This window comes from Micromonospora avicenniae (genome assembly GCF_900156065.1).
GTDB lineage: Bacteria > Actinomycetota > Actinomycetes > Mycobacteriales > Micromonosporaceae > Micromonospora > Micromonospora avicenniae.
The window spans coordinates 1-24,980 of the sequence record NZ_FTNF01000038.1 but is presented as its reverse complement, the minus strand read 5'-3'; the positions used below and the strand labels follow the sequence as shown (position 1 = coordinate 24,980).

16 protein-coding genes are annotated in these 24,980 nt (G+C 67.3%); 8 read left to right on the top strand and 8 right to left on the bottom strand.

Annotated features, from left to right (window positions below; genetic code table 11):
• On the top strand, positions 1-4,599 hold a 4,599-nt coding region (locus BXA10_RS29275; RefSeq protein ID WP_217696883.1), incomplete at its 5' end, for a golvesin C-terminal-like domain-containing protein.
• Positions 4,584-5,177, top strand: a complete 594-nt coding sequence (locus BXA10_RS31185; protein WP_139338223.1) for a hypothetical protein — start codon at positions 4,584-4,586, stop codon at positions 5,175-5,177. The genes BXA10_RS29275 and BXA10_RS31185, both read left to right, overlap by 16 nt.
• A gap of 211 nt (positions 5,178-5,388) precedes the next feature.
• Here BXA10_RS31185 and BXA10_RS29265 read toward each other — a convergent pair whose 3' ends face one another.
• Positions 5,389-5,733: an NUDIX hydrolase gene (locus BXA10_RS29265; RefSeq protein ID WP_245828632.1), complete on the bottom strand. Its 345-nt coding sequence runs from the start codon at positions 5,731-5,733 to the stop codon at positions 5,389-5,391.
• 409 nt (positions 5,734-6,142) lie between these two features.
• Positions 6,143-7,357: an ROK family transcriptional regulator gene (locus BXA10_RS29260; protein ID WP_175649346.1), complete on the bottom strand. Its 1,215-nt coding sequence runs from the start codon at positions 7,355-7,357 to the stop codon at positions 6,143-6,145.
• 236 nt (positions 7,358-7,593) lie between these two features.
• On the opposite strand from BXA10_RS29260, the gene BXA10_RS29255 reads away from it, so the two are divergent.
• Entirely contained in the window at positions 7,594-8,898 is a 1,305-nt protein-coding gene (locus tag BXA10_RS29255; RefSeq protein ID WP_076474075.1) for a hypothetical protein, read from the top strand.
• A gap of 211 nt (positions 8,899-9,109) precedes the next feature.
• Positions 9,110-10,936 (top strand): alpha/beta hydrolase-fold protein, encoded by a 1,827-nt coding sequence (locus BXA10_RS29250; RefSeq protein ID WP_175649345.1) that lies wholly within the window; start codon positions 9,110-9,112, stop codon positions 10,934-10,936.
• Between the two features lie 63 nt (positions 10,937-10,999).
• Here the strand turns inward: BXA10_RS29250 and BXA10_RS29245 are convergent, their stop codons facing one another.
• A complete protein-coding gene (locus tag BXA10_RS29245; protein WP_076474078.1) occupies positions 11,000-12,787 on the bottom strand; it encodes a glycoside hydrolase family 15 protein in 1,788 nt (595 codons plus the stop codon).
• Between the two features lie 238 nt (positions 12,788-13,025).
• Between BXA10_RS29245 and BXA10_RS29240 the strand changes: the two genes are divergently transcribed.
• Positions 13,026-13,598 carry an SUKH-4 family immunity protein gene (locus BXA10_RS29240; protein WP_076474073.1) on the top strand — a complete coding sequence of 191 codons (573 nt, stop codon included), beginning with the start codon at positions 13,026-13,028 and terminating at the stop codon, positions 13,596-13,598.
• Between the two features lie 24 nt (positions 13,599-13,622).
• On the opposite strand, the gene BXA10_RS29235 is transcribed toward BXA10_RS29240, so the two are convergent.
• The 3 genes from BXA10_RS29235 to BXA10_RS29225 all read right to left on the bottom strand — a co-directional run bounded on the left by BXA10_RS29235 (position 13,623) and on the right by BXA10_RS29225 (position 18,431).
• Positions 13,623-14,558 (bottom strand): hypothetical protein, encoded by a 936-nt coding sequence (locus BXA10_RS29235; RefSeq protein WP_139338222.1) that lies wholly within the window; start codon positions 14,556-14,558, stop codon positions 13,623-13,625.
• Positions 14,559-14,826: 268 nt separating this feature from the next.
• Complete coding sequence (locus tag BXA10_RS31940) at positions 14,827-17,508, bottom strand: fibronectin type III domain-containing protein (protein WP_076474071.1); 2,682 nt, start codon at positions 17,506-17,508, stop codon at positions 14,827-14,829.
• A 302-nt stretch (positions 17,509-17,810) separates the two neighbouring features.
• A complete protein-coding gene (locus tag BXA10_RS29225) occupies positions 17,811-18,431 on the bottom strand; it encodes a TetR/AcrR family transcriptional regulator (RefSeq protein ID WP_076474070.1) in 621 nt (206 codons plus the stop codon).
• Positions 18,432-18,524: 93 nt separating this feature from the next.
• On the opposite strand from BXA10_RS29225, the gene BXA10_RS29220 reads away from it, so the two are divergent.
• Together BXA10_RS29220 and BXA10_RS29215 are read left to right on the top strand one after the other, a co-directional pair.
• On the top strand, positions 18,525-19,232 hold the full coding sequence (locus tag BXA10_RS29220) for an SDR family NAD(P)-dependent oxidoreductase (RefSeq protein WP_076474069.1): 708 nt from the start codon (positions 18,525-18,527) through the stop codon (positions 19,230-19,232).
• A gap of 27 nt (positions 19,233-19,259) precedes the next feature.
• Positions 19,260-19,499, top strand: coding sequence for a tautomerase family protein (locus BXA10_RS29215; RefSeq protein WP_076474068.1), 240 nt, complete (start codon positions 19,260-19,262; stop codon positions 19,497-19,499).
• 109 nt (positions 19,500-19,608) lie between these two features.
• Here the strand turns inward: BXA10_RS29215 and BXA10_RS29210 are convergent, their stop codons facing one another.
• A complete protein-coding gene (locus BXA10_RS29210) occupies positions 19,609-20,622 on the bottom strand; it encodes an alcohol dehydrogenase catalytic domain-containing protein (RefSeq protein ID WP_076474067.1) in 1,014 nt (337 codons plus the stop codon).
• Between the two features lie 453 nt (positions 20,623-21,075).
• Between BXA10_RS29210 and BXA10_RS29205 the strand changes: the two genes are divergently transcribed.
• Positions 21,076-23,676, top strand: coding sequence for a M14 family zinc carboxypeptidase (locus tag BXA10_RS29205; protein ID WP_175649344.1), 2,601 nt, complete (start codon positions 21,076-21,078; stop codon positions 23,674-23,676).
• A gap of 97 nt (positions 23,677-23,773) precedes the next feature.
• On the opposite strand, the gene BXA10_RS29200 is transcribed toward BXA10_RS29205, so the two are convergent.
• Entirely contained in the window at positions 23,774-24,874 is a 1,101-nt protein-coding gene (locus BXA10_RS29200; protein WP_245828630.1) for a DNA glycosylase AlkZ-like family protein, read from the bottom strand.
• Between the last annotated feature and the right edge of the window lie 106 nt (positions 24,875-24,980).

Sequence of the window (24,980 nt, the reverse complement as noted above, 5' to 3'; positions counted from 1 at the left end):
GTGTCGAACGTGTCGAACCTGACCAACCCGAAGATCATCGACCACATCTCGCAGATCACCGACATCTCGGGACGCAAGCTCACCTTCACCTACACGGACAAGGGTCTGCTGGGTGAGCTGATCGACGGGCAGGGTTCGACCGGGGCGATGGGCGAGCAGAAGGTGTTCCGCTTCGCCTACGACATGACCCAGGGGAACAAGAACGTCAAGCTGGTCAAGACCATCGACCCACGGGGCAACGACACGGACCTGGTCTACAACTACCCGCAGGATGGTGACGACCCGAAGTGGCACTGGACCACCAAGTCGTACACCGACCGGCTGGACAACCTGACCCAGTTCGCCTACGTGGACCCCGATGCGACCAACAGCATTCAGACCACGGTCACTGACGCGGAGAACCATGCCAGTGTCTACTTGATGGACGGCTATGGCCGCCCCGTCCAGACCACCAACGCGAAGAACCAGAAGACCGTGCTCGAGTGGGACGACGACCACAACGTCACCAAGCTCGTCGAGAACAACGGCGCCACGTCGACCTGGGTCTACGACCAGAAAACCGGCTACCCGACCGAGATCAAGGACGCCGAAGCGGTCGCCAACGGCACCCCCGGCACGGTCCTGCGCTACCAGCGCCAACTCAACGGCTACGTCGCCGACCTGACCGAGAAGACCAGTCCGGAGGGCCGGAAGTGGACCTTCGGCTACGAAGCCGACGGTGACCTGTCGTGGGTGACCGACCCGATGGGCGCCACCACTGCCGACGCCAACGACTACACCACCCGATACACCTACGACGCGTGGGGTCAGATGCTGACGGCGACCGACGCCAACGGCAACACCACCGTCAACAAGGACTTCGACCCCAACGGCTACCCGAAGACCATCACCGACCCGTACACCAAGGCGACCACGTACACCTACGACGAGCGGGGCCAGGTCAAGACCGTCACCGACGCCTACGGCAAGGTGACCTCGCAGGAGTACGACACCTTCGGCCGGCCGCTGGAGAACAAGGTCCCCAAGGACCAGAACGCCGGCGACTTCATCATCACCCCGGCCCCCAAGTACGACCAGAACGACAACGTCGTCGAGTCGTACGCCCCGAACGGCGCCGTCACCACCGCCAGCTACGACGCCGCCGACCAGCTCGACTACACGCTGGCGCCGGTCGACGTCGCGGGGGACCCGCAGCGGAAGACGTCGTTCACCTACGACAAGGTCGGCAACCTGATCACCACGACCGAGCCGAAGGGCAACCTGACGCCGGACGACGGTGACTTCGTCACGACCAACGACTACGACGAGATCTACCAGCCGATCAGCGCTACCAACGCCGACGGCAACAAGATCACCTACGAGTACGACGATGTCGGCAACGTCCGCAAGGTGATCGACCCGGTCAAGAACAAGTCGGCAGACCCCAGCGACTACACGACCATCTACGAGTACGACAAGGCACACCGGGTCACCAAGACCATCGACGCGCTGGGCAAATTCACCAGCAGCAGCTACGACCGCGACGGCCTCGTCACGGCCACCACCGACCAGCTCGGCAACACCACCACGGTCGCCCTCGACCCGCGGGGCAAGCCGAGCGAGGTGAAGGTGCCACACAAGAACGACGCCGGCGTCATCACCTACCGCGTCACGAAGTACGAGTACGACCAGGTCGGCAACCGGACCAAGGTGATCAGCCCGCGGGGTGTGGCCACCACGGACGACCCGGACGACTTCGCGACGGTCACCGTCTACGACAAGCTGAACCGGGTCAAGGAAACCCGCACCGCGTACGACAAGGACGACGCCCGCTACACCACCGCGGACGTCACTACCTACGAGTACGACGACGTGGGCCGGCTGAAGACCCTCAGCGCACCGCCGTCGGCGGGTGAGTCCGTCCGTAACGACACCACCTACAGCTACTTCGACAACGGCTTAACTAAGACCAGCAGCGACCCGTGGGACATCGTCACCACCTACGGCTACGACAAGCTCGGCGCCCAAACCGAGCGGACGATCACCTCAGCCGGTGGATCGTCGAACCGGACCATGACCTGGTCCTACTTCCCCGACGGCAAACTCAAGTCCCGCACGGACGACGGCGTGCCGGTCGGTAAGCAGGTCGTGCTCGTCGACAACTCCGACTTCAACAACACGACCGCCACCGGCACCTGGACCGCCGCCACCGACGCGACGGACAAGTACGGCCACAACTACCTCACCCGACCGGCGGGGACCGGCACGAACACCTTCACCTGGCAGCTGAACGTGCCGCAGTCCGGCACGTACGAGGTGTTCACCCGCTACCCGAAGGTCACCGGCGCCGCCACCGACGCCAAGTTCACGATCAACCATGACGGTGGCGACACGCCGAAGACGGTCAACCAGACCGCCAGCACCGGCGCGTGGGTGAGCCTCGGCTCGTACACCTTCACCGAGGGCAACAGCCGCAAGGTGACCCTGACCGACCAGGCCACCGGCACCGTCGTCGCGGACGCCGTGAAGCTGGTCCGGAACAACGCCGGAGACGCGGACAACGAAAAGATCGTCTACTCCTACCAGTACGACCCGAACGGCAACCTCAAGACCATCACCGACTCCTCACCCGGCACCCGCATCGACACCTACGAAATCACCTACACCGGCCTGAACCAGGTGGAGAAAGTCACCGAGAACAACGCCGGGACGGTCAAGAACACCACGACCTTCACCTACAACGAGAACAGCGCACCGAAGACGACCACCCACGACAAGCAGTACGCCAGCTACACCTACGACCCGCGTGACCTCGTCGAGACGGTGACCAACGGCAAGTCGGCGGCCGACACCGACAAGAAGACCACCACGTTCGCCTACACAGACCGGGGCGAGAAGCTGAAGGAGACAAAGGGCAACGGCAACATCGTCGACTACAGCTACTACCTCGACGGGCTGCTGAACACCCAGGTGGAGAAGAAGCCCAACGGGACGCTGGTGTCGGAGCACACCTACACCTACGACCTCAACGGCAACCGCAAGCAGGACATCGCCAAGAAGATGAATGCCGACAACCATTCGGCGTACCTCAGCACCACCAGCACCTACACCTACGACCCCCGCGACCGGGTGGCTACCGTGAACAAAACCGGTGACGGCGCGGGCATCGAAACCTACATCCACGACGCGAACAACAACGTCATCAGCCAGACCGCCAAGGGCGCGACCACCACCTTCAACTACGACCGCAACCGGCTGCTGACCGCCAGCGTGAGCGGCGCGAGTGCGTCGTACAACTACGACCCCTTCGGCCGCCTGGACACGATCGTTGCCGCTGGCACCGTGGTCGAGCGCAACATCTACGACGGCTTCGACCACATCATCGAAAACCGCAAGAACAACGGCACCAGCACCACCGCGACCACCTACACCTACGACCCATTCGACCGGACCACCACCGAGACCACCGACGCTGGCGGCGCCACGGAGAAGACCACCACCTTCAATTACCTCGGCCTGTCCAATAAGGTCCTGGACGAAGAGGTCGCCGGCAAGCTCACCAAGTCTTACCAGTACTCCCCTTGGGGCCAGCGGCTGTCCCAGATCACCCACAAGAGCGACGGCACCGAGGAGTACGCCTACTACGGATACGACCAGCACACCGATGTCGAGCAGATGACCAACGACACAGGTGACACGGTTGCGACGTACGGGTACACGGCGTACGGCAGTGACGACGAGGCCCAGTTCACTGGCTATGACAAGCCCGGCGTCGCCGGCACGACCGAGGAGCCGTACAACGCCTTCCGGTTCAACGCCAAGCGATTCAATATCCAATCGGGAACGTACGACATGGGCTTCCGTGACTACGACCCCGGCCTCAATCGGTTCCTCACCAGAGACAGCTACAACGGCGCTCTGGCCGACATGCAACTCGTTGTCGATCCCTGGACAGGTAACCGGTACGCCTTCGGCGGGGGTAACCCGATCAGCGTGATCGAGGTCGACGGTCACTGCGGTTGGAACCCCACCACCTGGGGCGACTGCCTGGGTGACGCCGCAGAGGCAACCGGTGACTTCCTGGGCGACGCCGCGGAGGCAACCGGTGGCTTCTTCACGGAGACGATTCCGGAAGCGTGGAACGATTACGTAGTCGAGCCGGTCAAGGAGGTGGTTAAAGAGGCGACGACCGCAGTCGTGGACGCCTACGACAAATCCGCCGACTACGTCGCAGAAAAGTGGGACGAATTCACCGACTGGCAGTCGGAGGTGCTCGGCGACGGGGTGGAGTGGGCCGTTACGCATACTGGCGGGAGTTGCAGCACACAGTATGATCTCCGTGTGTGTGAGGACGGCTGGCTCCCGCTGCATGCCCGGGGTGGCACGACAATCGGTGACACTTTTGTGTGGGATGGAGGCACGCTGGACGTGAACCTTGCCACGCATGAGAAGTTCCATCGCGACGAGCAGTGGCGAAAGTATGGCTGGATCTTTGCCGGCATGTACTTCTACGGCGAGGTAGTGGACAAGAAACTCAAGGGCAAGAAGTGCAACAGGTACGAGGAGGCTGCCGAACTGGCCTCCAACGGCGGAGGCGGTTACGGATGCTGGTCACCATGAGAGGGCGGGCAGCCAAGCATGGGTGGCTCGTCGCGACGTCGGCGATAGCGGTGCTGGCGACATCAGCTTGCCAGTACGTGGCACCGAGTGATGACATCTACACCATCGGCGTGGCGCGGATCGGTGACCAGCTCCATGTCTATGCTCCAGTGTGCGAGAATGAGCGGATTGACGTCGTGCAGGTCTACGACAACGAAGCTGCGAGCAGGGAATCGAACTTCGATCCGGATTCCAATACGCATACATATTGGAAGGTTTCCGGTCCGACCGATGCTCTTGCCGAGCAAGGATGGATTGCCATTGGCGACGACAGTGCCTATCGGACCGTGATCGTGTCGGCTGGTTCGAGCGGGCAGTTGCCACAGGTAGTCGGCGTCACGTTGAAGGTTGACGACCCGCGAGGGGAGTCGTCGGTCGGTGGTGCATTCGAGGTTGGCAAGGTGCCGGAATATGCTGCTGGCGCAGACCCGAAGACGGTGAAATACGGGTACCGGTTGGGCTCCAAGAAACAGGAACTTCTCGGGGCCGACGAGATACGTAATCGGTCGAAGTGTGCTCGCGAATACTATCGGCGGTAAGGGTTTATGACGGCCGGTAAGGCCGGTGGGGTTTGTCCGGGATCCTGGATTCACATCAGGATCCCGGACAAACTCTCGAACAGCCGTGGCCGGCGCCGTACCAGTGCTGGCAGGTGGGATGGGCGACCAGCCGGTGAACTCCTGTTCCTCATCGCCTCCCTTGTTCCGACACGCATCTTTGCGGCGATGGAGTGCGCGACTGGTCGCCGGGTCACACGAAATTCGTCCCAGCACACGCACGACAGCCGGCCTTGGTTCCTCGGTCATCCTGGTCGCAGTCGGTGAAATCTCGGCGCCTGCGGGCGCACTCGAACTCGGGCAGCGAACGGACCATTGCCGCCAAGACGCCGTGTATGAGGGGAAGGTCGCCCAGCTCACTGATCCCGACCCATGCGATGTCGTCATGCTCGTCAGGTGCACGGTTGGTGGGAGAGCCAGCCCACTCGCCAATTTGCCAGACGCCCACGTGAACGGCGTCCTCACCACTGCCGTCGTGCACGACGCCCAGCCGCGCAGCAGACTCCGTCACGATGTGAACTCCGAACTCCTCGTGCATCTCACGCGCGAGGGCTTGTAGTTCCGACTCACCCGCTTCGACTTGCCCCCGGGCAGATCCCAGACATCTGGGTATGCCCGCTTGGTCGGCCTGCGGTGTACGAGCAGGACCGCGCCGTTCGCAACGAGTGCGCCTGTGACGACGACTTGCATGGCGGGATTAGAGCAGGGGGATGGGACAAGCTCGCTCCGGCCAACGGGGACGCCCAGACGTCCGGATGCGCCACGATCTCTCCGTACTCTCGTACGTCTATCAAGGCTCCTGATCGGATCGCACGCGCCGCCACCCGACGCGCGGCCGGCCTTCCTGCCGTCGTGCGGGTATCGGTAGTCGAGCTGGCCGAGGCGGGGACGCCTTTGCCCAGCCAAGCCGCAGCGCACGTCCGCGACATCGAGGTGGCACCAGACGTTCAGCTCGGGGCCGTACCACTCGGGCGGCCCGCCACTGAGGCATGCCCGGTGTCGACGAGGAGGTTTTCCGTACGAACCAGGGCTGCCGCCCCTTTCAGATGCGCCGATACGCCGAGGGATCCGGATGAGATCTGGACCGACGCCGCCAATTGCGGCGGGGTGTACTGGTCGACCGCCTCGCGGATGCCGTCCGCGATGACGTGGGACGCGGCTCCGAGGGTGGAGTCCACGACGATGGCCTGGGGGTCGAGGAACACCACGAAATCGGCGATGCGGCGGCCGAGGGAGCGGCCGAATCCGCGGAGTGCGCGAATGATCTCAAGCTCTCCTGCGGCGGCCGCGGCGTCGAGGTCGCTCACGCTGAAGGTCCTGCCGTGGGCGGTGGCAAGTTCGCTGAGCAGCGCCGGGATGCTCGTGGTCTGCCAGAAGCAGCCGCGCGCGCCGCACTCGCAGAGCTGCCCGCCGTCGTCGACGTGGAGGTGTCCGATTTCGCCCGCCAGCCGTGAGCCGCCACGGTGGAGTTTGCCGCCGATGACCAGACCGGCGCCGGTGCCGTGGGTGAGCGAGACGTGCAGGACGGTGTCGGCGGCGGCCGATTCCCCGTAGACGGCCTCACCGAGCGCTGCCAGGTTCGCGTCGTTCTCACAGAAGACGGGGCGATTGAGGTGCTCGCCCACGACGTCTGCGGCCGGTCGCCCGGCCCAGTCCCGGAACCGCCGCAGATGTGACCCTCCGAGCGGGCCCGGGCCGGCGGTCCCGGCGAACAAGGACGGGCCCGGCAGCCCGAGGACGGCGAGTTCGATGTGCCGCGCCGAGATCTCGGCCTGAGCGATCGCACGATTGAGCAACTCCAGAACCGCAGCGGGTGGAGTCAGGTTCGCCGTGCTGTGCACCGCTGCCAGAACCTCACCGTCGGGTCGCACCACGCCGGCGAGGAACCCGTGGGCCGCAGCCACGACCACGGCGAGCAGGCCAGGAGATGCCGCGAGGGACCAACCGCGGGCGGGCCTTCCCCTTGCCGAGCGCTCTGCCGGATGCTCCACGACGACGCCCGCGGCCTGAAGGCCGCTCAGCGCGTGTACGACGCTGCTGCGTGCTGCGGAAAGCTCGGCGCAGACCTCGGCGACGGTACGTCGCCGACCATCGGACAGGGCCCGGAGTACAGCTCGCTCAGTGCCGGTGAAACCGTTGTCGAGGCCAGCGCCGGCAGTCATGGACATAGGCGTTACTTATAGCTGCTTTGTCATAAGCGCGCTACCCGTGGCTCCAGGTCCGTCCCGATCGTTCGGCGCCAACCTGGCGCATTGCCGCCCGGATATACGTCGGGTTGGTCATAAAGGAGGCACGTTGCTAGCTTGTTTTCGTCTATTGATTGTTTCGTGGGTGTTGCGTAGCGTCCGGTGCCAGGGCGCTTCTGCTGAAGCGGTGCGCCCGATCGGAGGGAGAACGAGTGTCGAAGCGAACTTCCCTGGCTGCGGCGGCCGCCCTTATCGGCACGGTCCTGATCGCCCCGGGCTCCGCCAACGCAGGACCGCCCGGCGGTGGCGGCGACGGAGTCCACAACATCATCCCGATCACGCAGATCCTCGCCTTCGGACAGAAGGTCACGGCCGTGGCGGTCGAGTACTCGTCGGAGGTGAACCCGAGGACCCTGAATCGCGACACCTACACCGTTTCGGACAGCCTCTACAACTTCCGCTTCGACCCGGTGGAGGACATCACCGACCCCACCAAACGAGCGGATCGCACCATCACCGCCGTCTACACGAACGACACGCCGGACCTGAACGCCGATCGGCATTCAGACCCGGGCAAGTACGTCATCGTCGAACTGGACTCGACGGACCCGGGCGGCAACACCGTCATGGCGACGGGCAACTACGTCAAGGTGAACCCTGATCTACAGACGCAGGTCGTACAGAACGAAGACGTCTACGCCCAGCCCGCAAAGCCGGGACAGGGTCGTGGACCCCGGCTGGCCGCGGCGTCCGACGAGACGTACCGGCCCACCAAGCCCGCGATCAACCTCCTGGCCGACGACTTCGTCTACGAAAGGTTCACCACGACCACGGGCACGATGATCCCCTACGCCTACCACCTGCCCGATGGCTACGACGCCGCCAGGAAGTACCCGGTCGTGGTGATCCTGCCGGGGCAGGGCATGGGATTCAACGGATCCAACGAAGGGGTGCAGGTCGCGGCCGACATTCCCGCGACCGCATGGCAGCAGGAGAAGTGGACGGGCACCAGTGAGGACGTCATCGTCCTCGCGCCCCAGAACCAGCGGGTCGGAAGCGCCGCCGCTCAAGCGGACGTCATGGTCGAACTCCTGAACACGTTCGCGGGCGAGTTCTCCGTGGACCAGGACCGGATCTACGCGTCCACCGTCTCCTACGGCTCCACGCTCGCCTGGGCCGCACTCGCCACCTACCCCGGACTCTTCGACGGCGCCCTGATCACCGGCGGCTTCGCCGCCAGCGAGACCCAGGCAACCGCCATCGCCACGTCCGGCACGCCGGTCTGGATCACCCACGGCACCCATGACCACCTCCTCAACGTGAGCACCACCGGCCAGGCTTCCTACAACCGCATCTGGAACGCCTACATGCAGCTCGGAAAGACCCCCGCCCAGGCGAACGAACTGGTCAGGTACACCGAGTACGCGGACTCGGCCTTCTACGAGCCGGATCGCCATCTCGCCGCTGCTCCCACCTACGAGGACGAGACCATCCTGCAATGGCTTCTCGCCCAGTAGAGGTTTCGTCCCACTGATCTTCTGATCTACGCGGGCTCCGGCCGTGCCCCGAACAACGGTCGGAGCCGGCGTGCGTCAGCGCGTTCCCTGACGACTGTGGCAGGGACCGTTTCCGAACAGGACCACAAAGAGAGACTGCAGGGAGAGTGCTCAGATGAGGAAGGCGACCGGAAGACGCAGGCTCGGGCTTGCGCTCTCGATGCTCGCGCTCATGTCAGTCGGCGCAGGCGCCATCGCCTCCGCGCCGGCCGCCGCCGCGAACGAGCCCGCACTGGTGGAAGGCGCGACCGTCAGGGCGGACAGCGACTCGCCGACCGGTTACACCGCGAAGTTCGTCTACCGCAACCCGAACGCCACCCAGGTGCGCCTCGGCGGAGACCTGACTCTGCTCGACATCAATACCGGCAACACGCGGTATCAACCGGAAGAATGGCAGACGGGGCGGTACCACTCCGGTGGTACCGAGTTCCTCAGGGACATGACCAAGGATTCGAACGGATACTGGTCGGTCTCGGTTCCACTGCACGCCGGGAGCCTCAGCTACTGGTACCGGGTCTGGGACCCGACGCAGGGCTGGGTGAACAAGCGCATCTGGGACCCCGCCTCGACCAACGCGCGTCCCCCGGGCCAGAACTCGTTCCGGGTCCGGAACAACGACGTTCTCGACGCCGTGTACGTGCCGTACGCCGAGAAGCAGAACGACCCGAAGTTGAAGGCTCGCGCGGAATACGAGCTGCCGATCGCGGATCCCTCGAAACGGGGCACCGTTCAGTACGTGCCGTACACCACCGTTCTGGGCGACAGCGGCCACTACCTCGGCGTCTACCTGCCGGCCGGCTACGACGCCAACCGCGCGGAACCCTACAAGGTCGTGTATCTGGCCCACGGCATCTTCGGTGACGAGACCGACTTCATGATTCCCGCGAATGTGCCGACCATCCTGGACAACATGACGGCCCGGGGCGAGATCGAGCCCACGGTGGTTGTCACCATGGGGAATCACTTCACGGGAACCAGCCTCGGCTTCGACTCGTACAACCAGACCAACGCCGCGAACAACCTGGTCCAGGTGATCCTTCCCTTCATCGAGAAGAACTACAACGTCTCGACCGAGCGGGCGGGGCGTGCCTACGGCGGGTTCTCGTACGGCGGCCAGACGGGCGGCGTGGTCATCCGTAACTACCCGACCACGTTCGGGGCCTACGGTTTCTTCTCCGGGAATCCGTCCCTCACCTCGCAGGACTACGACAACATCGCCGACGCGATCGGTTCGGACGGGTTGGTCACCTTCCTGGGTAATGGCGTCTTCGAGGGAAGCCTCAGCGCCCAGAACGCCATCGCCGGCAACTTCAGGGCTCGTGGGTTCCGCGCCGCAACGGCTCAGGTCCCGGGCGCCCACGATGCGATGACGGCGGGCCAGCTGTTCACGATCTTCGCCCGGGACTACCTGTGGTCCGGCGTCGACTCCGTGTCGGTGGCGCCCGCGACCGCGCACCTGACGCAAGGCTGGCACTGGGTCAGGCAGTTCAGCGCTCAGGTGACCACCAACGAAGGCGTGAACCCCGCGGTGAGGTGGTCGGTCGAGGGAGCGACCTCGGCGGGCACCGCCATCTCCGCGGATGGTCTGCTCTCGGTGGCCGCCGATGAGACCTCGTCGGCGCTCACCGTCGTGGCGACGTCGGTGGTGGACCCGACCAAGGCGGGCTCGGCCCGCGTCACCCTGGACGCCCCGGGCAAGGCCGGCGTCGTGGTGAAGGCGAAGGCCGCACCCGCGTCGGTCGTCGCTGGTGGCACGTTCACCCTGAACGTCGACGTGCGGGCGCAGGCCCAGCACGGCACGGCGCCGACGGTGACCGGTGAGATCGCCGTCAGCTTCGGCGGCACCACGCAGGTGGCTCAGCTGACCGCCGGCACGGCCGTCGTCACCCTGCCCACCGCCGGACTGTCCGCAGGGGTGTACCCGGCCCACGTCGCCTACTCCGGTGACCTGACCTACGCTCCCGACGCGGCAGTCCATCAGCAGCTGCGGGTCCGCTAGCCGGTAGTCATGATGGGCCGACGATTTCCCATCGTCGGCCCATCGTGAGCGGTCCGGCGGCCGTCAGAACCGCAGGGTCGGGTCGGTGAGCCGGGCAGCCGAGAGGATCTGGCCGATGTGCGACAGGGCCTGGGGAGTGTTGCCCAGGTGCTCACCCGTCACCAGGTCGTACTGCTCGGCGAAGATGCCCAGGTCGTTGGCTTTGGCGTTGGTGCGCTCGAAGAGCTCCGTCGCCCGCTGGATGTCGCCGGCCAGCACCAGGCAACTCACCAGCCAGAACGAGCACCACACGAAGCCGGCGGGCTCCGTCGCCGAGCGCCGCACGACGCCGTCGGTGGCGAGTTCCCGCTCGATGGCCTTGATCGTCGCCCACATCCGGGGGTCGTCGGCCGGAAGGAAGTCGACCAGCGGCATCATCAGCACCGAGGCGTTCAACTCGTCCGACTCGAAGGCAACCGTGAAGGCGCCAACCCGCTCGTTCCAGCTCTGCTCCAGCACCGTTCGGTGGATCTCGTCACGGGCCGCGGCCCATCGGCGAGGGTCCGCTCTATCCCCGAGCCACGGCGCGAGCCGCACCGCCCGATCCAGCGCCACCCAGCACCCCACCTTCGACGACGTGTAGTGCCGCTCCTCGTCCCGGACCTCCCACATGCCGGCGTCGGGCCGGTGCCAGATGTCCACCGTCTGATCGGCGAGGTCGACGAGCGTCTCCCGCAACTCCTCGTCGAACTGCCCCAATCGGTCCCGGAGCAGGTAGGCGGCTTCGAGCACCTCGCCGGGCACATCCATCTGCCGCTGCCGCCAGGCGTCGTTCCCGGCGCGTACCGGGCGGCTGTCCGCGTAACCGCCCAGATAGTCGAGGACGTGCTCGGACAGGTCCCGTTCACCGCCGACGCCGTACATGATCGGCGCGGGCTCAGGTCCGAGTCGGCCCGCCGAGCGGACCGCCCAGGCGAAGTGCCGGGACGTGTCCTCGGTGCAGGCGGCGACCCAGAGCGCGTGCAGGGTGTACGAGAAGTCGCGCAGCCAGCCAAACCGGTAGTCGTAGTTGCGGTCACCGCCGAGCTGCTCGGGCAGCGAGGTGGTCGCTGCGGCCACGACCGCACCGCTGGGCCGATAGGTCAGGCCCTGCAGGATCACGGAACTGCGGCGGACGAGATCGGGGTAGCGGCCGTCGTAGGGATGGCTGTCCTGCAGAACCTGCCACGCCTGGACGGTTTCGGCGATCGCCGCGACCGGATCCAGTTCCGCGGCCGGCGGGCCACCGAACGACGGAGCGTACGCCAGGTCGAACCCGACCACCTGGCCGGCAGAGACGTCGAACTCGGCGTGGACGCGGCCGCGCTCGCAGGTCAGCGGTACGCCGGCCCGTAAGGTCAGACTGACCGGCCCGGCGGCCGCCACAACCCGGTTCGGCTGGCAGTGCAGGTGAGGCGTGAGCAGGCCGTATTCGGGGCGGGGCGCGAAGTCGGTCGACATGCGCACCCGGCCGCTGAGCCCTTCGACCGTGCGCAGTAGCACCGCGGGTGACGCGGAACCCAGGTCGTGGCCGCGGGCGCCCGGCTCGGAGGCGAGCGCCTCGGTGACCGCGACGCTGCCGCTGTCGGTCTGGTGCACGGTGCGCAGCACGAGAGTGTCGCCGACGTACGCCCGCTCGGTGCGCCGGCCGTTCCGCTCGCCGGCCGGGCGCAGGACCCAGTGCCCGGCGTCGGGGTCGAGGATCCGGCCGAAGACCGACGGGCTGTCGAATCGCTCCGGGCACCACCAGTCCACCGAGCCGTCCCGGCTGACAAGGGCAGCCGAGCGGCAATCGGACAGAAAGCCGTACTCGGCGATCGGTGGCCGTTCCACGCCGCTGTGCATACCCAGATCTCCGCCGGCCAGACCGCTTGCCCGTGACCGCTCGGCCTGCGCCTCGTGGGACACGTTCACGTTCCCTCGGACCGGTCGCGCAGCGGCGTACGAGGAAGACGACCTGATGAGCGGTACCTGATGGGACGTGGATGGGATGTCCGGTTCGGCGTGGTGCGGTGCTGCCTGTCGCGCGGCGGGTCGCCGTGACCACCAATCTGCACAAGGATGCGGTTTCATGAGCCCCTTGATCGACCGGACCGTGATGGAGTCCGTGTTTTCCGCCGATGAACTGGTCACCCTGGACGACCGGGTGCTCGCCGTGATCGCGCATGAGCCGACCCGGATCTTCCTGCGGGAGGTCGGCCTGCCGGACCAGGTCGGCTGGTTCCAGACCGACCAGCGCCTTCTCGACGGCGACCCGCGGATCGGCGGTGCTGCCTGGCAGGCCGTCTCGCGGAAGTATCCGAGCTGCCCGTTCGACATGTCTACCTGGCTGACCCTGGGCGGGATCGCGCTGGACGACGTAATCGTCGACACCACCACGGGGGTGGTCTACTCCATCCCGGAGGACGGCCCTCCACACCTGCTCAACACGAGCATCGACGCGCTGGCGTATTTCCTGCACGCGCTGGAGGAGGAGCGGCCCGAGTACGACGCCGAGGCCAGCACCGACGAAGGCGTCGACCCGGAGGGCGCCGAGCGAAGGCTGCTGCGCCGCATGCGCCAGGCCGACGCTGTCGCGTTGGCACATCCCGAATCGACCTGGTTCCTGGTCCTACGGTACGTGCGCAATCTCCTGCAGGATTAGCGTGGACGCGCCGCTGGCCCCAGGTCACCGGCCGCAGGCCGGGCACGCGGCGCGGGTACGCAGGTGGTAGTCGCTCGACGCCACGAGCAGGCCGAGCCCCAGGAGGCAGTACGCCGACATCGCCACCCAGAGGAACGTGTCGGAGAATTCGCTGACCGATCCGGACGCCAACTGCACCAGCCCCATGCCGAAGTAGGCGACGATCCCTGCCCCGAGCCCGAGGCCGGGCACCAGCAGCAGCGGACGAGGGATCGTGCGGCCGGCGAGCAGCGGCACCCACCGCGGCCAGGTCTCGCCCCAGCGGTGTACCAGTGCCAGCGGCAACAGCACCCCGGCCAGCAGCAGGCCGATCTCCAACCCGATCAGGGAGGCGTCGGTGGTGAGGCCGTCGAATCCCACCACGAACTGGGCCGCGAAACGGGTGACGAGGCCGGCCACCGCGGCGTACGCGGCCCAGCGCGCCCACAATGCGGGTGCGGGCCGCTGACGACCCGGCCGGCCCGTCCGGCAGCAGTCTGGGCAGTCGCCGCGGGTCCGCCGCTGGTAGCGGGCGGTGGCCAGCCCGAGCAGGATCGCTCCGGTGACGCAACCGAGCCGGCTGGCGAACGCCACCGGGTCGAAGTACGGGCCGGCCGCGAACAGCAGCAGGCTCACCAGCTCCGGCAGCAGGATCGCGGCTGCCGCGACAAGCGCCCCGGTGACCGCCCAGGCAAGCGCCGCGAGCACCGGTCGCCATGCCGCAGCCCGGTCGAGCGCGACCGCCACCACGCCCGCGACCACGCACAACGCCACCGACCACCAGCCGGTGAAACCGAGCAGGTCCGACCCGAACTGCCGGAACTCCGGAGCCTCACCGACGGTCCACGCCAGACGTACGCCCCCGTATGCCACGGCCCAGCCGAGCACCGCGTACGTCAAGCCGTGGCCGGCCCTGCGAGCGACCGATACCGATGTCGTCATGCACCCGATCCTTCCGGCCCCCCGGCCCGCGCGACCCCCGCCGACGGGGGAGCGCACTCCCTCGCTGGAGGGAGCAGCCGAAGCAACCGCACCGGGAACCGGCCACGGGTACGCGGACGGGGCCGCCGCGAAGGATCGCGACGGCCCCGTCCGGAGGCGCACCACCACCGTGGTTCGGCGCCGGTCTCGGCGAGCGCCGGCTACCCGGAACGCGCCCCGCACCGATGGGTCGGTGTCCAGCCGTACCGCGCCGGAGAGCGGCCGCCTGTCACTTCTCGCCCACGACCCGCAGGGTCGCGGAGGCGCTGCTGGTCGAGTAGACCTTGCCACCGATCGAGTTGGTGTAGACCGCGCGGTACTGGTTCCCGTCGATGGCCTTCGACGCGACGACCTTGAGGACGTCGGAGGTGGCACCGGCAATCGGCGTCCACTTGTCGTTGCCCGGGGCGCCCTTGCGCATCTCCCAACGTACGGTCGCGGTGGGCATGCCGTGTCCGCGGGCGTCGAAGGTCGCGGTCTCGCCGACGATCGCGATCCGCGCGACCGGGGACGCGTCGATGCTGGGTGCCTGCTCGCGGCCGACGACGATCACCGGGGCCGGAGACTTGTCGGCGCTCGCGAGGTACACGATGCCGCGCGCGGGGTCGACACCCACACCGCCGATCGAGGTGCCGAACTCCGGCTTGTCGGAGCGGGTCACCTTGCCGGCGAGCAGGTCGACGACCGAGAGGCCGCCGTTCTCGGCATCCCCCTCGACGGCCGCGTGGCCGACGTAGGCGACGCCGACCTGCATGTCGACGTCGAGGGAGGCGGCACCCGCGTCGAGGGCGTACTCGGCGAGCTTGTGCATGCCGTTACGCGTGTCGAACAGACGGAGGCCGGGCTCGCCGTCGACGGCGTTGTCGTAGGTCACGTACAGGGTGCCGGTGGCGTCGTCGAGGCGGATGGCCGACAGGCCGGCCCCGACGTTCGCCTGGCCCACCGGCTTGAAGTCCCCGTCGAGCCAGACCACGGTGCCGTCCGCGAGGCCGAGGAAGACCTGCCCGGTGGCGCTGTCGTACTGCACCGAGACGACCTTCATCCCGGTCGGGATCGGCGGAATGTACGGGTCGCCGAAGTGGCCCGCGCTGACGATGAACGACGCGATCCGACCATCCTGGTAGGCGACGAGAACGCCGTTGAACGCCGGATCGTAGGAGAGGTCCTTGATCGGCGCTCCGGCCTCGAACGAGGCGGTGACCTTGCCGGTCGTGGAGTCGACGGACTCGATCCGTCCCTTGCCGGTGCTCGCGCCGTCGGCGACGTACACGGCGCCGGTCGTCGGGTTCACGGTCGTCGGGCCGGGCTGCGCCACGGTCGGCGCGGTGAGGGTGCCGATGCGCTCGTGGCCGAGCGCGACCTTCGCGGGCTGCTGCGCGGTGGTCTCGTCCGCCGTGCGCCTGTTGCTGACCTTGCCGGTGCTCTTCGGCTCGGGGACCGGCATGCCGGCCTCGGTCACGAACTTCTCACCGTCGTCGTACTTGGTGATGGTGAAGGAGTCGAGCGTGCCGCCGACAGGGACGTCCGTCGTGGAGCCATCCCCCTTCGCGGCCACGACCGACTCGTAGTGGATCTGGTCCTTCGACACGCTGATGCCCTGGAAGGTCGACGTGTAGGCGGCGTGGGCCACCTGGGTCGCGCCGTTCTGCGTCCACGTGTTGTCGTCGGCCGGCGCGGGATCGTAGTACTTCGGTCCGGACACCGAGATGGCGTACACCGGGCCGGTCGTCATGCCGGCGGTGTCGGTCTTGTCAGCGTCCACGTAACCGCGGACGTAGTTGTGGTCGTGGCCCATGAGGACGAGGTCGATGTCGTCACGCTCGAAGACCGGCAGCCACGCGGCGCGCAGGTCGGCCTCGTCACGGCCCTCGGAGGCCGAGAAGACCGGCTGGTGGAAGACCGCGACCGCCCACTTGTTGGGGTTGTTCCGGAGCACCGAGTCGAGCCACTTGCGCTGCATGTCGAGCCACAGCTCGATGGGGTTCGGGCACGCGACGTGGCACTCGGGAAGGTCCTTCGGCGTCATCAGTTCGAGAGCCTCGGACCGGGTCGCGTTCAGCGTGATGAAGCGGACGCCCTGGTAGTCCGTGTAGTACGCGGTCTCCGCGAGGGCGACCTGCATCTGCTTCTGGTAGGCGATCTTCTGCTTCTCGCCGTCCGTCATGCCCTTGGTCGACGTGGCGTCGGCGACCGGTCCGTCGCCGGGGAACTCGAAGTTCGACTTGAAGGTCCTGAGGAGGTCGGCCTGCTTGTATTCGTGGTTTCCCGGAGCCGCGATCACGTTGCGGGTCTGGCTGTAGCCGTCCATCGCGCCGAACCACTCGTTCCACAGGCCGTTGTCGCTGCCCACGTCCACGAGGTCACCCGCGTTGACCGTGCCGACGGCATCCGGGAAGCGCTGGAACGCCTGGTCGACGACGGGGCTCCACTTCTCTGCGATGTTGTTCTGGGCATCGCCGAAGTAGATGAACGAGAAGGGATCGCCCGCCTTGCCCGCAGTGGTGAACGTGTAGGTGGCGCTGACCTTGGCGGCGTTGCCCACGTAGTACTCGTACTGCGTGTTCGGCTTGAGGTCGTCGACGGTCACCGAGTGCGTGCGGGTGGGAACGCCACCGCTCACGAGCTCCTCGTTGACGCGGGCGTCGGCGACGCTCCACTTCTGCGTGCCCGCCTTGCGGAGGTGCACCTCTCCGTCGGTGACCTTCGAGCCGGTCTGCCAGGTGAAGGACTGCGCGGTGTCGGGGTGCTCCGCGGGCGTGAGCACGATGTGCTGCGGAGTCGCGTCGGCGGCATCGGTCGCCGCGGACGCGGATCCGGCCGCCGCGAACGGGGTCAGGGCGGCGGCGATGGTCGCCGCGGCGGCGATCGCTGATCTCGGATGGAGACGCGACCTCGTGCGGGGGTTACCCATGTGACGGGTCCTTTCGATTTCCGGGGACGCGGCCGGAGCTTCCGGTGCTGTGGAGCCGACCGCATGCCCGGGTAATGCCAGGTGACCGGCTCGCGTCACCGTCCGACCGTGCGCCGGACAGGCCGCGCAGCGGGGAATGTTCGACGCCCAGCAGGGGAACGCGAGGGAAACTTCGAGTCACCCCGACGCGCTTGAGATGCAGGTCACGGCGTTGTCGTGACAGGCGGTACCCGGCCGACCACGATCGCCGGATGGCGCCGTCGTCGACTCGGGAAGTCCCGGCGAGCCGCCGGCCGAAGAACTCAGCTGAGTGCGGACCGCTCCTGCGCCGGTACCTGCAGCAGGTCCAGGCAGTTGCGCCACAGTGCTTCGAGTTGGGCCGGATCGTTGAGCAGCTTCGCGAGCAGGGCGCGTCCCTCGATCTGGGCGACGATGGATCGTGCGGCGTCCCGGGCGTCGACCGACGGGCCGGCCTGGCCGCGTTCCTTCGCCTCGACGACCACCTGCTCGATCAGGTCGATCTGGGCGTCGAAGATCTCTTGTAGGCGGCCGCGGATCTCGTCGGCCTGGGTGCTGAGCTCCAGGGCGAGGTTGCCGAACAGGCAGCCGGTGACCACTCCGGCCTTCTGCTGCCCGGTGCGCTGCACCTCCTCGGTCGCCTCGAACAGGTCCCGCAGGCGCCGCAGCGGGTCGAGGTCGCTGCCGAGCAGCTCGACCCACTGCTGTCGCTGCGCCGCCCAGTGCTCGTCGATGACGGTGAGGGCGAGGGCCTGCTTGGACTCGAAGAAGTAGTAGAAGCTGCCCTTCGGTACGCCTGCCGTCGAGCAGATCTCGGCCACGCCGAGTGCCGAGTAGCCGCGCTGCTCGAGCAGCGTCGCGGCCGCTTCGAGGATCTTGTTTCGCGCGTCACTCGTCCGTCCCATGCGTTCGACGATACCCGACCGGTCGGCTAGCTTTTAGTTGACCGGTCGTCTAGTAGACATCCGGGCACAAACCAACCAACGGAGAGGATCGTGATGGGTACGAATCAGAAGGTCGCGGTGATCACGGGAGCGTCTCAGGGCATCGGGGCCGCTCTGGTCGACGCGTACCGCAAGCTCGGCTACGGCGTCGTGGCCACCTCGCGCTCGATCACCGCCACCGACCCCGACGTCGTGACCGTCCAGGGCGACATCGCCGACGCCGGCACCGCGGATCGGGTGGTCAGCGCGGCGCTGGACCGCTTCGGTCGCATCGACACCCTGGTCAACAACGCCGGCGTCTTCGTCGCCAAGCCGTTCACCGACTACACCGACGAGGACTACGCGTTGCTCACCGGCGTCAACCTCGCGGGGTTCTTCCACCTCACCCGGCGCGTCGTGCCACACATGCTCGCCAACGGCGGGGGACACATCGTCACCATCACGACGAGCTTCGTGGACCAGCCCAACTCCAGCGTGCCGTCCGTGCTCGCGTCGCTGACCAAGGGCGGTCTCAGCTCCGCCACGAAGTCGCTCGCCATCGAGTACGCGAGCCGAGGAGTGCGGGTGAACGCCGTCGCCCCGGGCATCATCAAGACCCCGATGCACCCGGTCGAGTACCACGAGACGTTCGCCGCACTGCACCCGATGGGCCGCATGGGGGAGACGAGCGACATCGTCGACGCCGTCGTCTACCTCGAGTCCGCCCCGTTCGTCACCGGCGAGATCCTGCACGTCGACGGCGGCCAGAACGCCGGCAACTGACCCGCCCGAAACTCCGAGAGGACCGACATGCCCATCGTCACGATTCAGATCACCCGCGAGGGGACCAGCCCCGGCGCGACGGCGGCCACGGCCGAGGAGAAGGCGGCGCTCATCCACGGCGTCAGCAAGCTCCTGCTCGACGTGCTGCACAAGCCCATGGACTCCACCTTCGTCGTCATCGACGAGGTGGAGACCGAGAACTGGGGCCGAGGCGGCCTGCAGGTCGACCGGTTCCGCGAGCAGCAGCGGGCACAGTCGTCCGAGTAGCCGCGCGAAGCTGCCGAACCGGGACCGGCGCCGGGGGGCGGAGACCGCCGGAGTACGGCGAAGGGCGGCCGGGCACCGATGCACCGGCCGCCCTTCGCTCGACCGTCGCTCAGCCGAAGGCGATGACCGACCGCTTGCCGGAAGAGCCCTGGGCCATGGCGTCGAGCGCCGCGTTGACGTCGCGCAGGCCGATCGGGGTGACCTCGGGCAGGATGCCGTGGGCCGCCGAGAATTCGAGGGTGTCGCGCAGATCGTGCGGGGAGCCCGACGGGTTGACCATGGCGTGCAGTCGGTTGAGGACCATCACCCGGGTGGGCAGGATCAGCGGCTCCGGGTCGTAACCGCACAGCACGAGCCACCCGTCCGGTGCCAGGCCGGTGATGGTAGCGGCGGCCGCCGAGGTCGAGGGCGCGGCGTTGACGACGAGGTTCGCGCCGCAGTTGTCCCAGGCCTTGAGCGCCTCCCCGGGGTCGGTGTCCTGGGTGGCGATGAACCGTTCGGCGCCCAGCTCCCGCGCCGCCGCTTCACCCCGGTGCGACCGGCCGATGACGGCCACGCGGGCGCCCATGGCGACGGCGTAGCGTACCGCCAGCGTGCCGACGCCGCCGGTGCCGATGACCGCGACGCGCGAGGTGGCGGTGATCCCGCCCTGCCGGAGGCTGTTGAAGGCGGTCAGGCCCGCGCACATCAGCGGTGCCGCCGCCACCGGGTCGAGCCCCTCCGGCAGCGGGGTCACGAAGTCGGCCTGGAGGACGGCGTACTCGGTGTATCCGCCGTCCATGAGGATGCCCGTGATCCGCTTGCGGGGGCAGAGGATCTGATCGCCGCGCACGCAGTAGTCGCAGTGGCGGCAGGAGTCGCCGAGGAACTGGGCGCCGACGGCGGTGCCGACCGGCGGCCACGAGACGCCGGGACCGGCAGCGGCCACCACGCCGGTGATCTCGTGGCCCGGCACGACCGGAAAACGGGCGATGGGCCAGTGCCCCTGGAGCAGGTCCAGGTCCGTGTAGCAGACCCCGCACGCGGTGATTTTGACCAGCACCTCACCCGGGCCCGGCTCGGGCACCTCACGTTCGGCGATCGACAGCGGCTCGTCGACGCCGGTGGCTACGGCCGTGAACATCGGTGATCCTCAACTTCGTCATCCCTTTGTGATGAGCGTAGTGCGGGAGAGTGCTGGCGGGGGCCGCAACGGTCCGGACGGGGGCCCGCGGTGTCGGTCGCGCTGTCCTGGCCGCCGGCGGCGCGGCCGGCGCCCGGGCGTCGGGCCAGGACCCGCCCACGGTCTCCGTCATCGACGAGCACTTGTGGTCACCATCGGTGGACCGGACGGTTGTCCCGATATTTGGTATAGGCGGGGATCAAAAGTCTGAAGGTCGGCCAACCGGCGGACGGATGGCCCCCCGAGCAATCGATCTCAGAAAGATCGTCTTAATTTTGATCTTACCGATTGGTAATGGTTGACCATCTCAGGGCATCGCCACGACTCTATCGCCACCAGTTTTCCAGGCGAGGAGGCGACATGAGGTTACGGCACGTAGCCTCCGTGGCGATCGTCACGGCCATGGTCGGACTCGTGGCTGTACCCGTACAGGCCCAGCTGGGCGAGCGGGCGGCAGTGCAGGCCGGCGTCAAGGTCAAGGGTGTCCCGACGCCGAAGGACTTCTTCGGTTTCGAGATGGGAGATGAGGGGAAACTCGCCGACTTCAACAGCGTCAAACGCTATTTCAAGCTCATCGCGGACCGTTCCGACGAGGCCGACTACCAGGTTGTCGACCGGACGACACTCGGCAACGACTACCCGATCATGTTGATGAGCAACAAGCACAACCTCAAGAGAATCGACCAGATCCTCGACATCAACAAACGGCTCTCCGACCCGCGAGTGATGCGGGAGGAGGCGAAGCGCGCCGGAATCGCGGTCGACGAGTACGCCCGGAAGCTCGCCGCCAAGAGCGTGCCGGTCTACTACATCGAGGGGACGATCCACTCGACCGAGGTGGGCTCCACCCAGTCCCTGGTCAACGTCGTGCACCGGATGGCGACGGAGAATTCCGACTTCACCCGGCAGGTCCTCGACAACACGATCCTGCTCATCGTCCCGTCGCAGAACCCCGACGGGCAGCACCTGGTGATCGACCACTTCAACAAGACGGCGGGCACCAGCTACGACCGGACCTACCCGGACCTGTACCACCACTACGCCGGGCACGACGACAACCGCGACTGGTTCATGATGACCCAGAAGGAGTCGCAGACCCGGGTCCGGCTCGAGCAGAAGTACCGCCCGGTCGCCCAGCACTACATGCACCAGGCGGGGACGACGTCCCCGCGGATCTGGTCGCCGCCGTGGGACGAGCCGATGTCCGACACGTTGGACCCGATCGTGGTGTCCGCGTCCAACGCGCTCGGCATGCAGACCCAGCGTGACCTGGTCGCGGAGGGCAAGAAGGGCTCGAAGTGGAATGACGCGTACGGCATTCTGTGGAACGCCGACGTCATCGGCTACAGCCCGTTCCTCGGTACGTCGACCTGGTTGACCGAGATCGCGTCGGTCCGGGACCTCGCGTACACCTACACCTCCGACAAGATCCTCGAACCCGCCGACAACACGTTGCGGTCGGTGCTGCCGTACGACAGCAAGACCTGGACGCTCAAGCAGATCGTGGAGTACGGGGAAGCCGCCGTCTATTCGGGTATGAAGACGGTGTCCGGCGACCCCAGGTCGTGGCTGTACAACAACCTCTACGTGTCCAACCGCAACGGCGAGAACTGGACCGGTGGCCCGTATGCGTACGTGGTTCCGGCGAACCAGCGCGACCCGTACGCCCTGTACGACATGATGAAGCTCCTCGATTTCGGGCAGGCGGAGATCGAGAAGGCCACCCGGGCGTTCACCGCGGGGGGTAAGGAGTACCCCGAGGGCTCCTACATCCTCAGGACCAAGCAGCCGATGGGCCGCTGGATCGATCAGCTGCTGCGAATCGACGAGTACCCGGACAGCGCGCGTAAGTGCGCCGAATGCCCGCTGATCATGCCGTACAGCGAGACCACCGACAATCTCGCCCTGCTCCTGGGTGTCGACGTCGACGCCGTGACGAAGCCCTTCGAGGCGGCCACGACCCGAGTCAAGGGCATCGAGCCGGTGCAGCAGCGGATGCCGGCCCACCCCGGCCAGCGGGGCGCGTACGTCCTCAGTCCCACCTCGTACGGCCTGGCTCAGGTCATCGCCGACCTGCAGAAGGCCGATGTGCCGACGTACCGCGCCAAGGCCGCCGTCACGGTCGAGGGCCGGAAGCTGCCCGCCGGTGCGCTGCTCGTGCCGTCGAAGGATCCGAAGGCACGGCAGGTGCTGACCCGCGCCAGCCAGGAGACGGGCCTGCCGGTGTACGCCGCCGACGCGGTGCCCGAGGTCGACGCGGTCAAGCTCAAGGACGATACCCGGGTGGGTCTCGTCCGCGGGGCGAACAACATGCCCGGCGGGTGGATGATGTGGATGTTCGACCAGATCGGCGTGAACTACCAGGTCGTCTCCGCGGACGACTACGCCGACCTGAGCGCCAAGTACGACACCATCGTGCTCGCTCCAGGGATCTCGGCGAACAGCATCACCCGTGGTCTCGACCCCGCCAAGAATCCTCCCGAGTTCGCCTGGGCTCGCGGTGTGCCGGACGGGCTCGACAAGCTTCAGCAGTTCGTGAAGTCCGGCGGCAACCTGGTGGCGCTCGGCAGCGCGTCCACGACCGCGGCCACGTCGCTCGGTCTGCCGGTGCAGAACGTCACGCCCACCGACCGGGCCGCCTTCAACGCACCCGGGGCGCTGCTCAAGCAGAGCTACGACACCGATGTTCCGGCGGCCTGGGGGATGCCCGAGTCCTGGCCGACCTGGTTCAACAACGACGCGGCGTTCAAGGTGACCGGCGACGCCGAGATCGCCGCCAGGTATCCCGACGAGGACAACCTGCTGGTCAGTGGCTACGCCAACGGGACCAAGGCCATCGGCGGCGCCACCAACGTCGCCACGTTCGACGTCGGCAAGGGTGAGGCCACCATCGCCGGCGGCCACATCACCTTCCGGACCTGGCCGCGTGCCTCGTGGACCGTGGTCACGAACGCCGTGTACAACGGCGCCGGACAGGACGTCGAGGCGGACCAACTGGTCAAGCTCTTCCGGTAGAGCTGCCGCGCGAACCTCTCGTCACGATCACGTCGGCTGCGGTGCCCCTTGGGGTGCCGCAGCCGACGTGATCGACCATCGAGCGCCCCACCCACGATCAACGTGCGCCCGCCGGCGCCACGGTCAGCCGGAGCCACTCCGCGAGGTCCTCGATCTCGCGCCGTACCGCGGCGGTCATCGTCCGGTTGAACGGTGCGTCCTGGTGGATCGCGTGCACGTGGAGCAGACCGGCCTTGCGGTCGGCCGTCGCGTCGAGCTTTCCGACCAGCCGGTCCCCGTACAGGATCGGCATCGCCCAGTAACCCCAGCGGCGCTTCGCGGCCGGCTTGTACATCTCCAGCTGGTAGTCGTACTCGAACAGCTCGGCGATCCGCGTGCGGTCGAAGACGAGCCGGTCCAGCGGCGACAGCAGCGCCGTCCGACCCGTGAACGTCTGGTCCAACAACTCGGGGTCGACCCGCCACCGGCCCTTCACGCCCTCGACGACCGCGGGTGCGCCGGCCGTACCGACGTCGTTCGGCTCGCCCGGGCACACCGGGGCACGTTCGCGCGCGATGCCCAGCGCCCGCAACCGGCGTTCGTTCCGGATCCGCATCGCCGCCTCGTGCGGCACCACCTCGTCCGGGTAGATCCGCTCGGCGAGGTCCCACAGCCGATCGGCGCCGCGCCGCCCGGCGGCCGCGACCTCGCCCCGCTGGACCAGGAGGTCGATCAGCTTGGTGACGTTGCGGTTGTTGGTCCAGCCGGAGGAGCGCCAGGGGACCACACAGGTGTCCGGAAGTTCGCGCGCGGTCAGCGGCCCGTCGGCGCGGAGCCGGGCGAGGATGTCCAGCCGGCAGCCGTTGTTCGCGGCCACCCAGTCATGCAGGTCCTCCTGCCATTCGCGCAGTGGGGGACGGCCGGGCCAGTCGGCCATCTCGGCCCGGTAGAGCGCGAGGTCCTCGGGCGGCCGGATGAAGCCGTGCAGCTCCAGCAGGGTCTGCTCGTCGAGCGCGTCGCGCAGCTGCGCCGGGGAGTACGAGAAGCCGAGCCGGCCCCACAGGACCAGGTCGGCGCTGGGCGCGACGGCTGCGGTCGGGTCGTTCTGCACGAGCGTCAGCTGGCGTACGACCTCGAACATCCCGGTCGGCCGGTGCGCGTCCAGGAGTTGGGCGCGCACGGCGAGGCGACGCGCATCGGTACGGGACAGCGTGTGCACGGCCACCGAGCCTAGTACGGCAGTGACAGTTCGCGATCATGTGCTGAGTTCCATGGTGAGTCGCCGTTTGTAGTGGCTGTGGCGGGCGCGGCCTTGGTGGTCGCGG

What these genes read in the sequence shown, in the direction of transcription:
- BXA10_RS31185 (WP_139338223.1), top strand. Translation starts at nt 4,584, where the DNA reads ATGCTGGTCACCATGAGAGGGCGGGCAGCCAAGCATGGGTGGCTCGTC.
- BXA10_RS29265 (WP_245828632.1), bottom strand. Translation starts at nt 5,733, where the DNA reads ATGCACGAGGAGTTCGGAGTTCACATCGTGACGGAGTCTGCTGCGCGG.
- BXA10_RS29260 (WP_175649346.1), bottom strand. Translation starts at nt 7,357, where the DNA reads ATGACTGCCGGCGCTGGCCTCGACAACGGTTTCACCGGCACTGAGCGA.
- BXA10_RS29250 (WP_175649345.1), top strand. Translation starts at nt 9,110, where the DNA reads ATGTCAGTCGGCGCAGGCGCCATCGCCTCCGCGCCGGCCGCCGCCGCG.
- BXA10_RS29240 (WP_076474073.1), top strand. Translation starts at nt 13,026, where the DNA reads ATGAGCCCCTTGATCGACCGGACCGTGATGGAGTCCGTGTTTTCCGCC.
- BXA10_RS29235 (WP_139338222.1), bottom strand. Translation starts at nt 14,558, where the DNA reads ATGACGACATCGGTATCGGTCGCTCGCAGGGCCGGCCACGGCTTGACG.
- BXA10_RS31940 (WP_076474071.1), bottom strand. Translation starts at nt 17,508, where the DNA reads ATGGGTAACCCCCGCACGAGGTCGCGTCTCCATCCGAGATCAGCGATC.
- BXA10_RS29225 (WP_076474070.1), bottom strand. Translation starts at nt 18,431, where the DNA reads ATGGGACGGACGAGTGACGCGCGAAACAAGATCCTCGAAGCGGCCGCG.
- BXA10_RS29220 (WP_076474069.1), top strand. Translation starts at nt 18,525, where the DNA reads ATGGGTACGAATCAGAAGGTCGCGGTGATCACGGGAGCGTCTCAGGGC.
- BXA10_RS29215 (WP_076474068.1), top strand. Translation starts at nt 19,260, where the DNA reads ATGCCCATCGTCACGATTCAGATCACCCGCGAGGGGACCAGCCCCGGC.
- BXA10_RS29210 (WP_076474067.1), bottom strand. Translation starts at nt 20,622, where the DNA reads ATGTTCACGGCCGTAGCCACCGGCGTCGACGAGCCGCTGTCGATCGCC.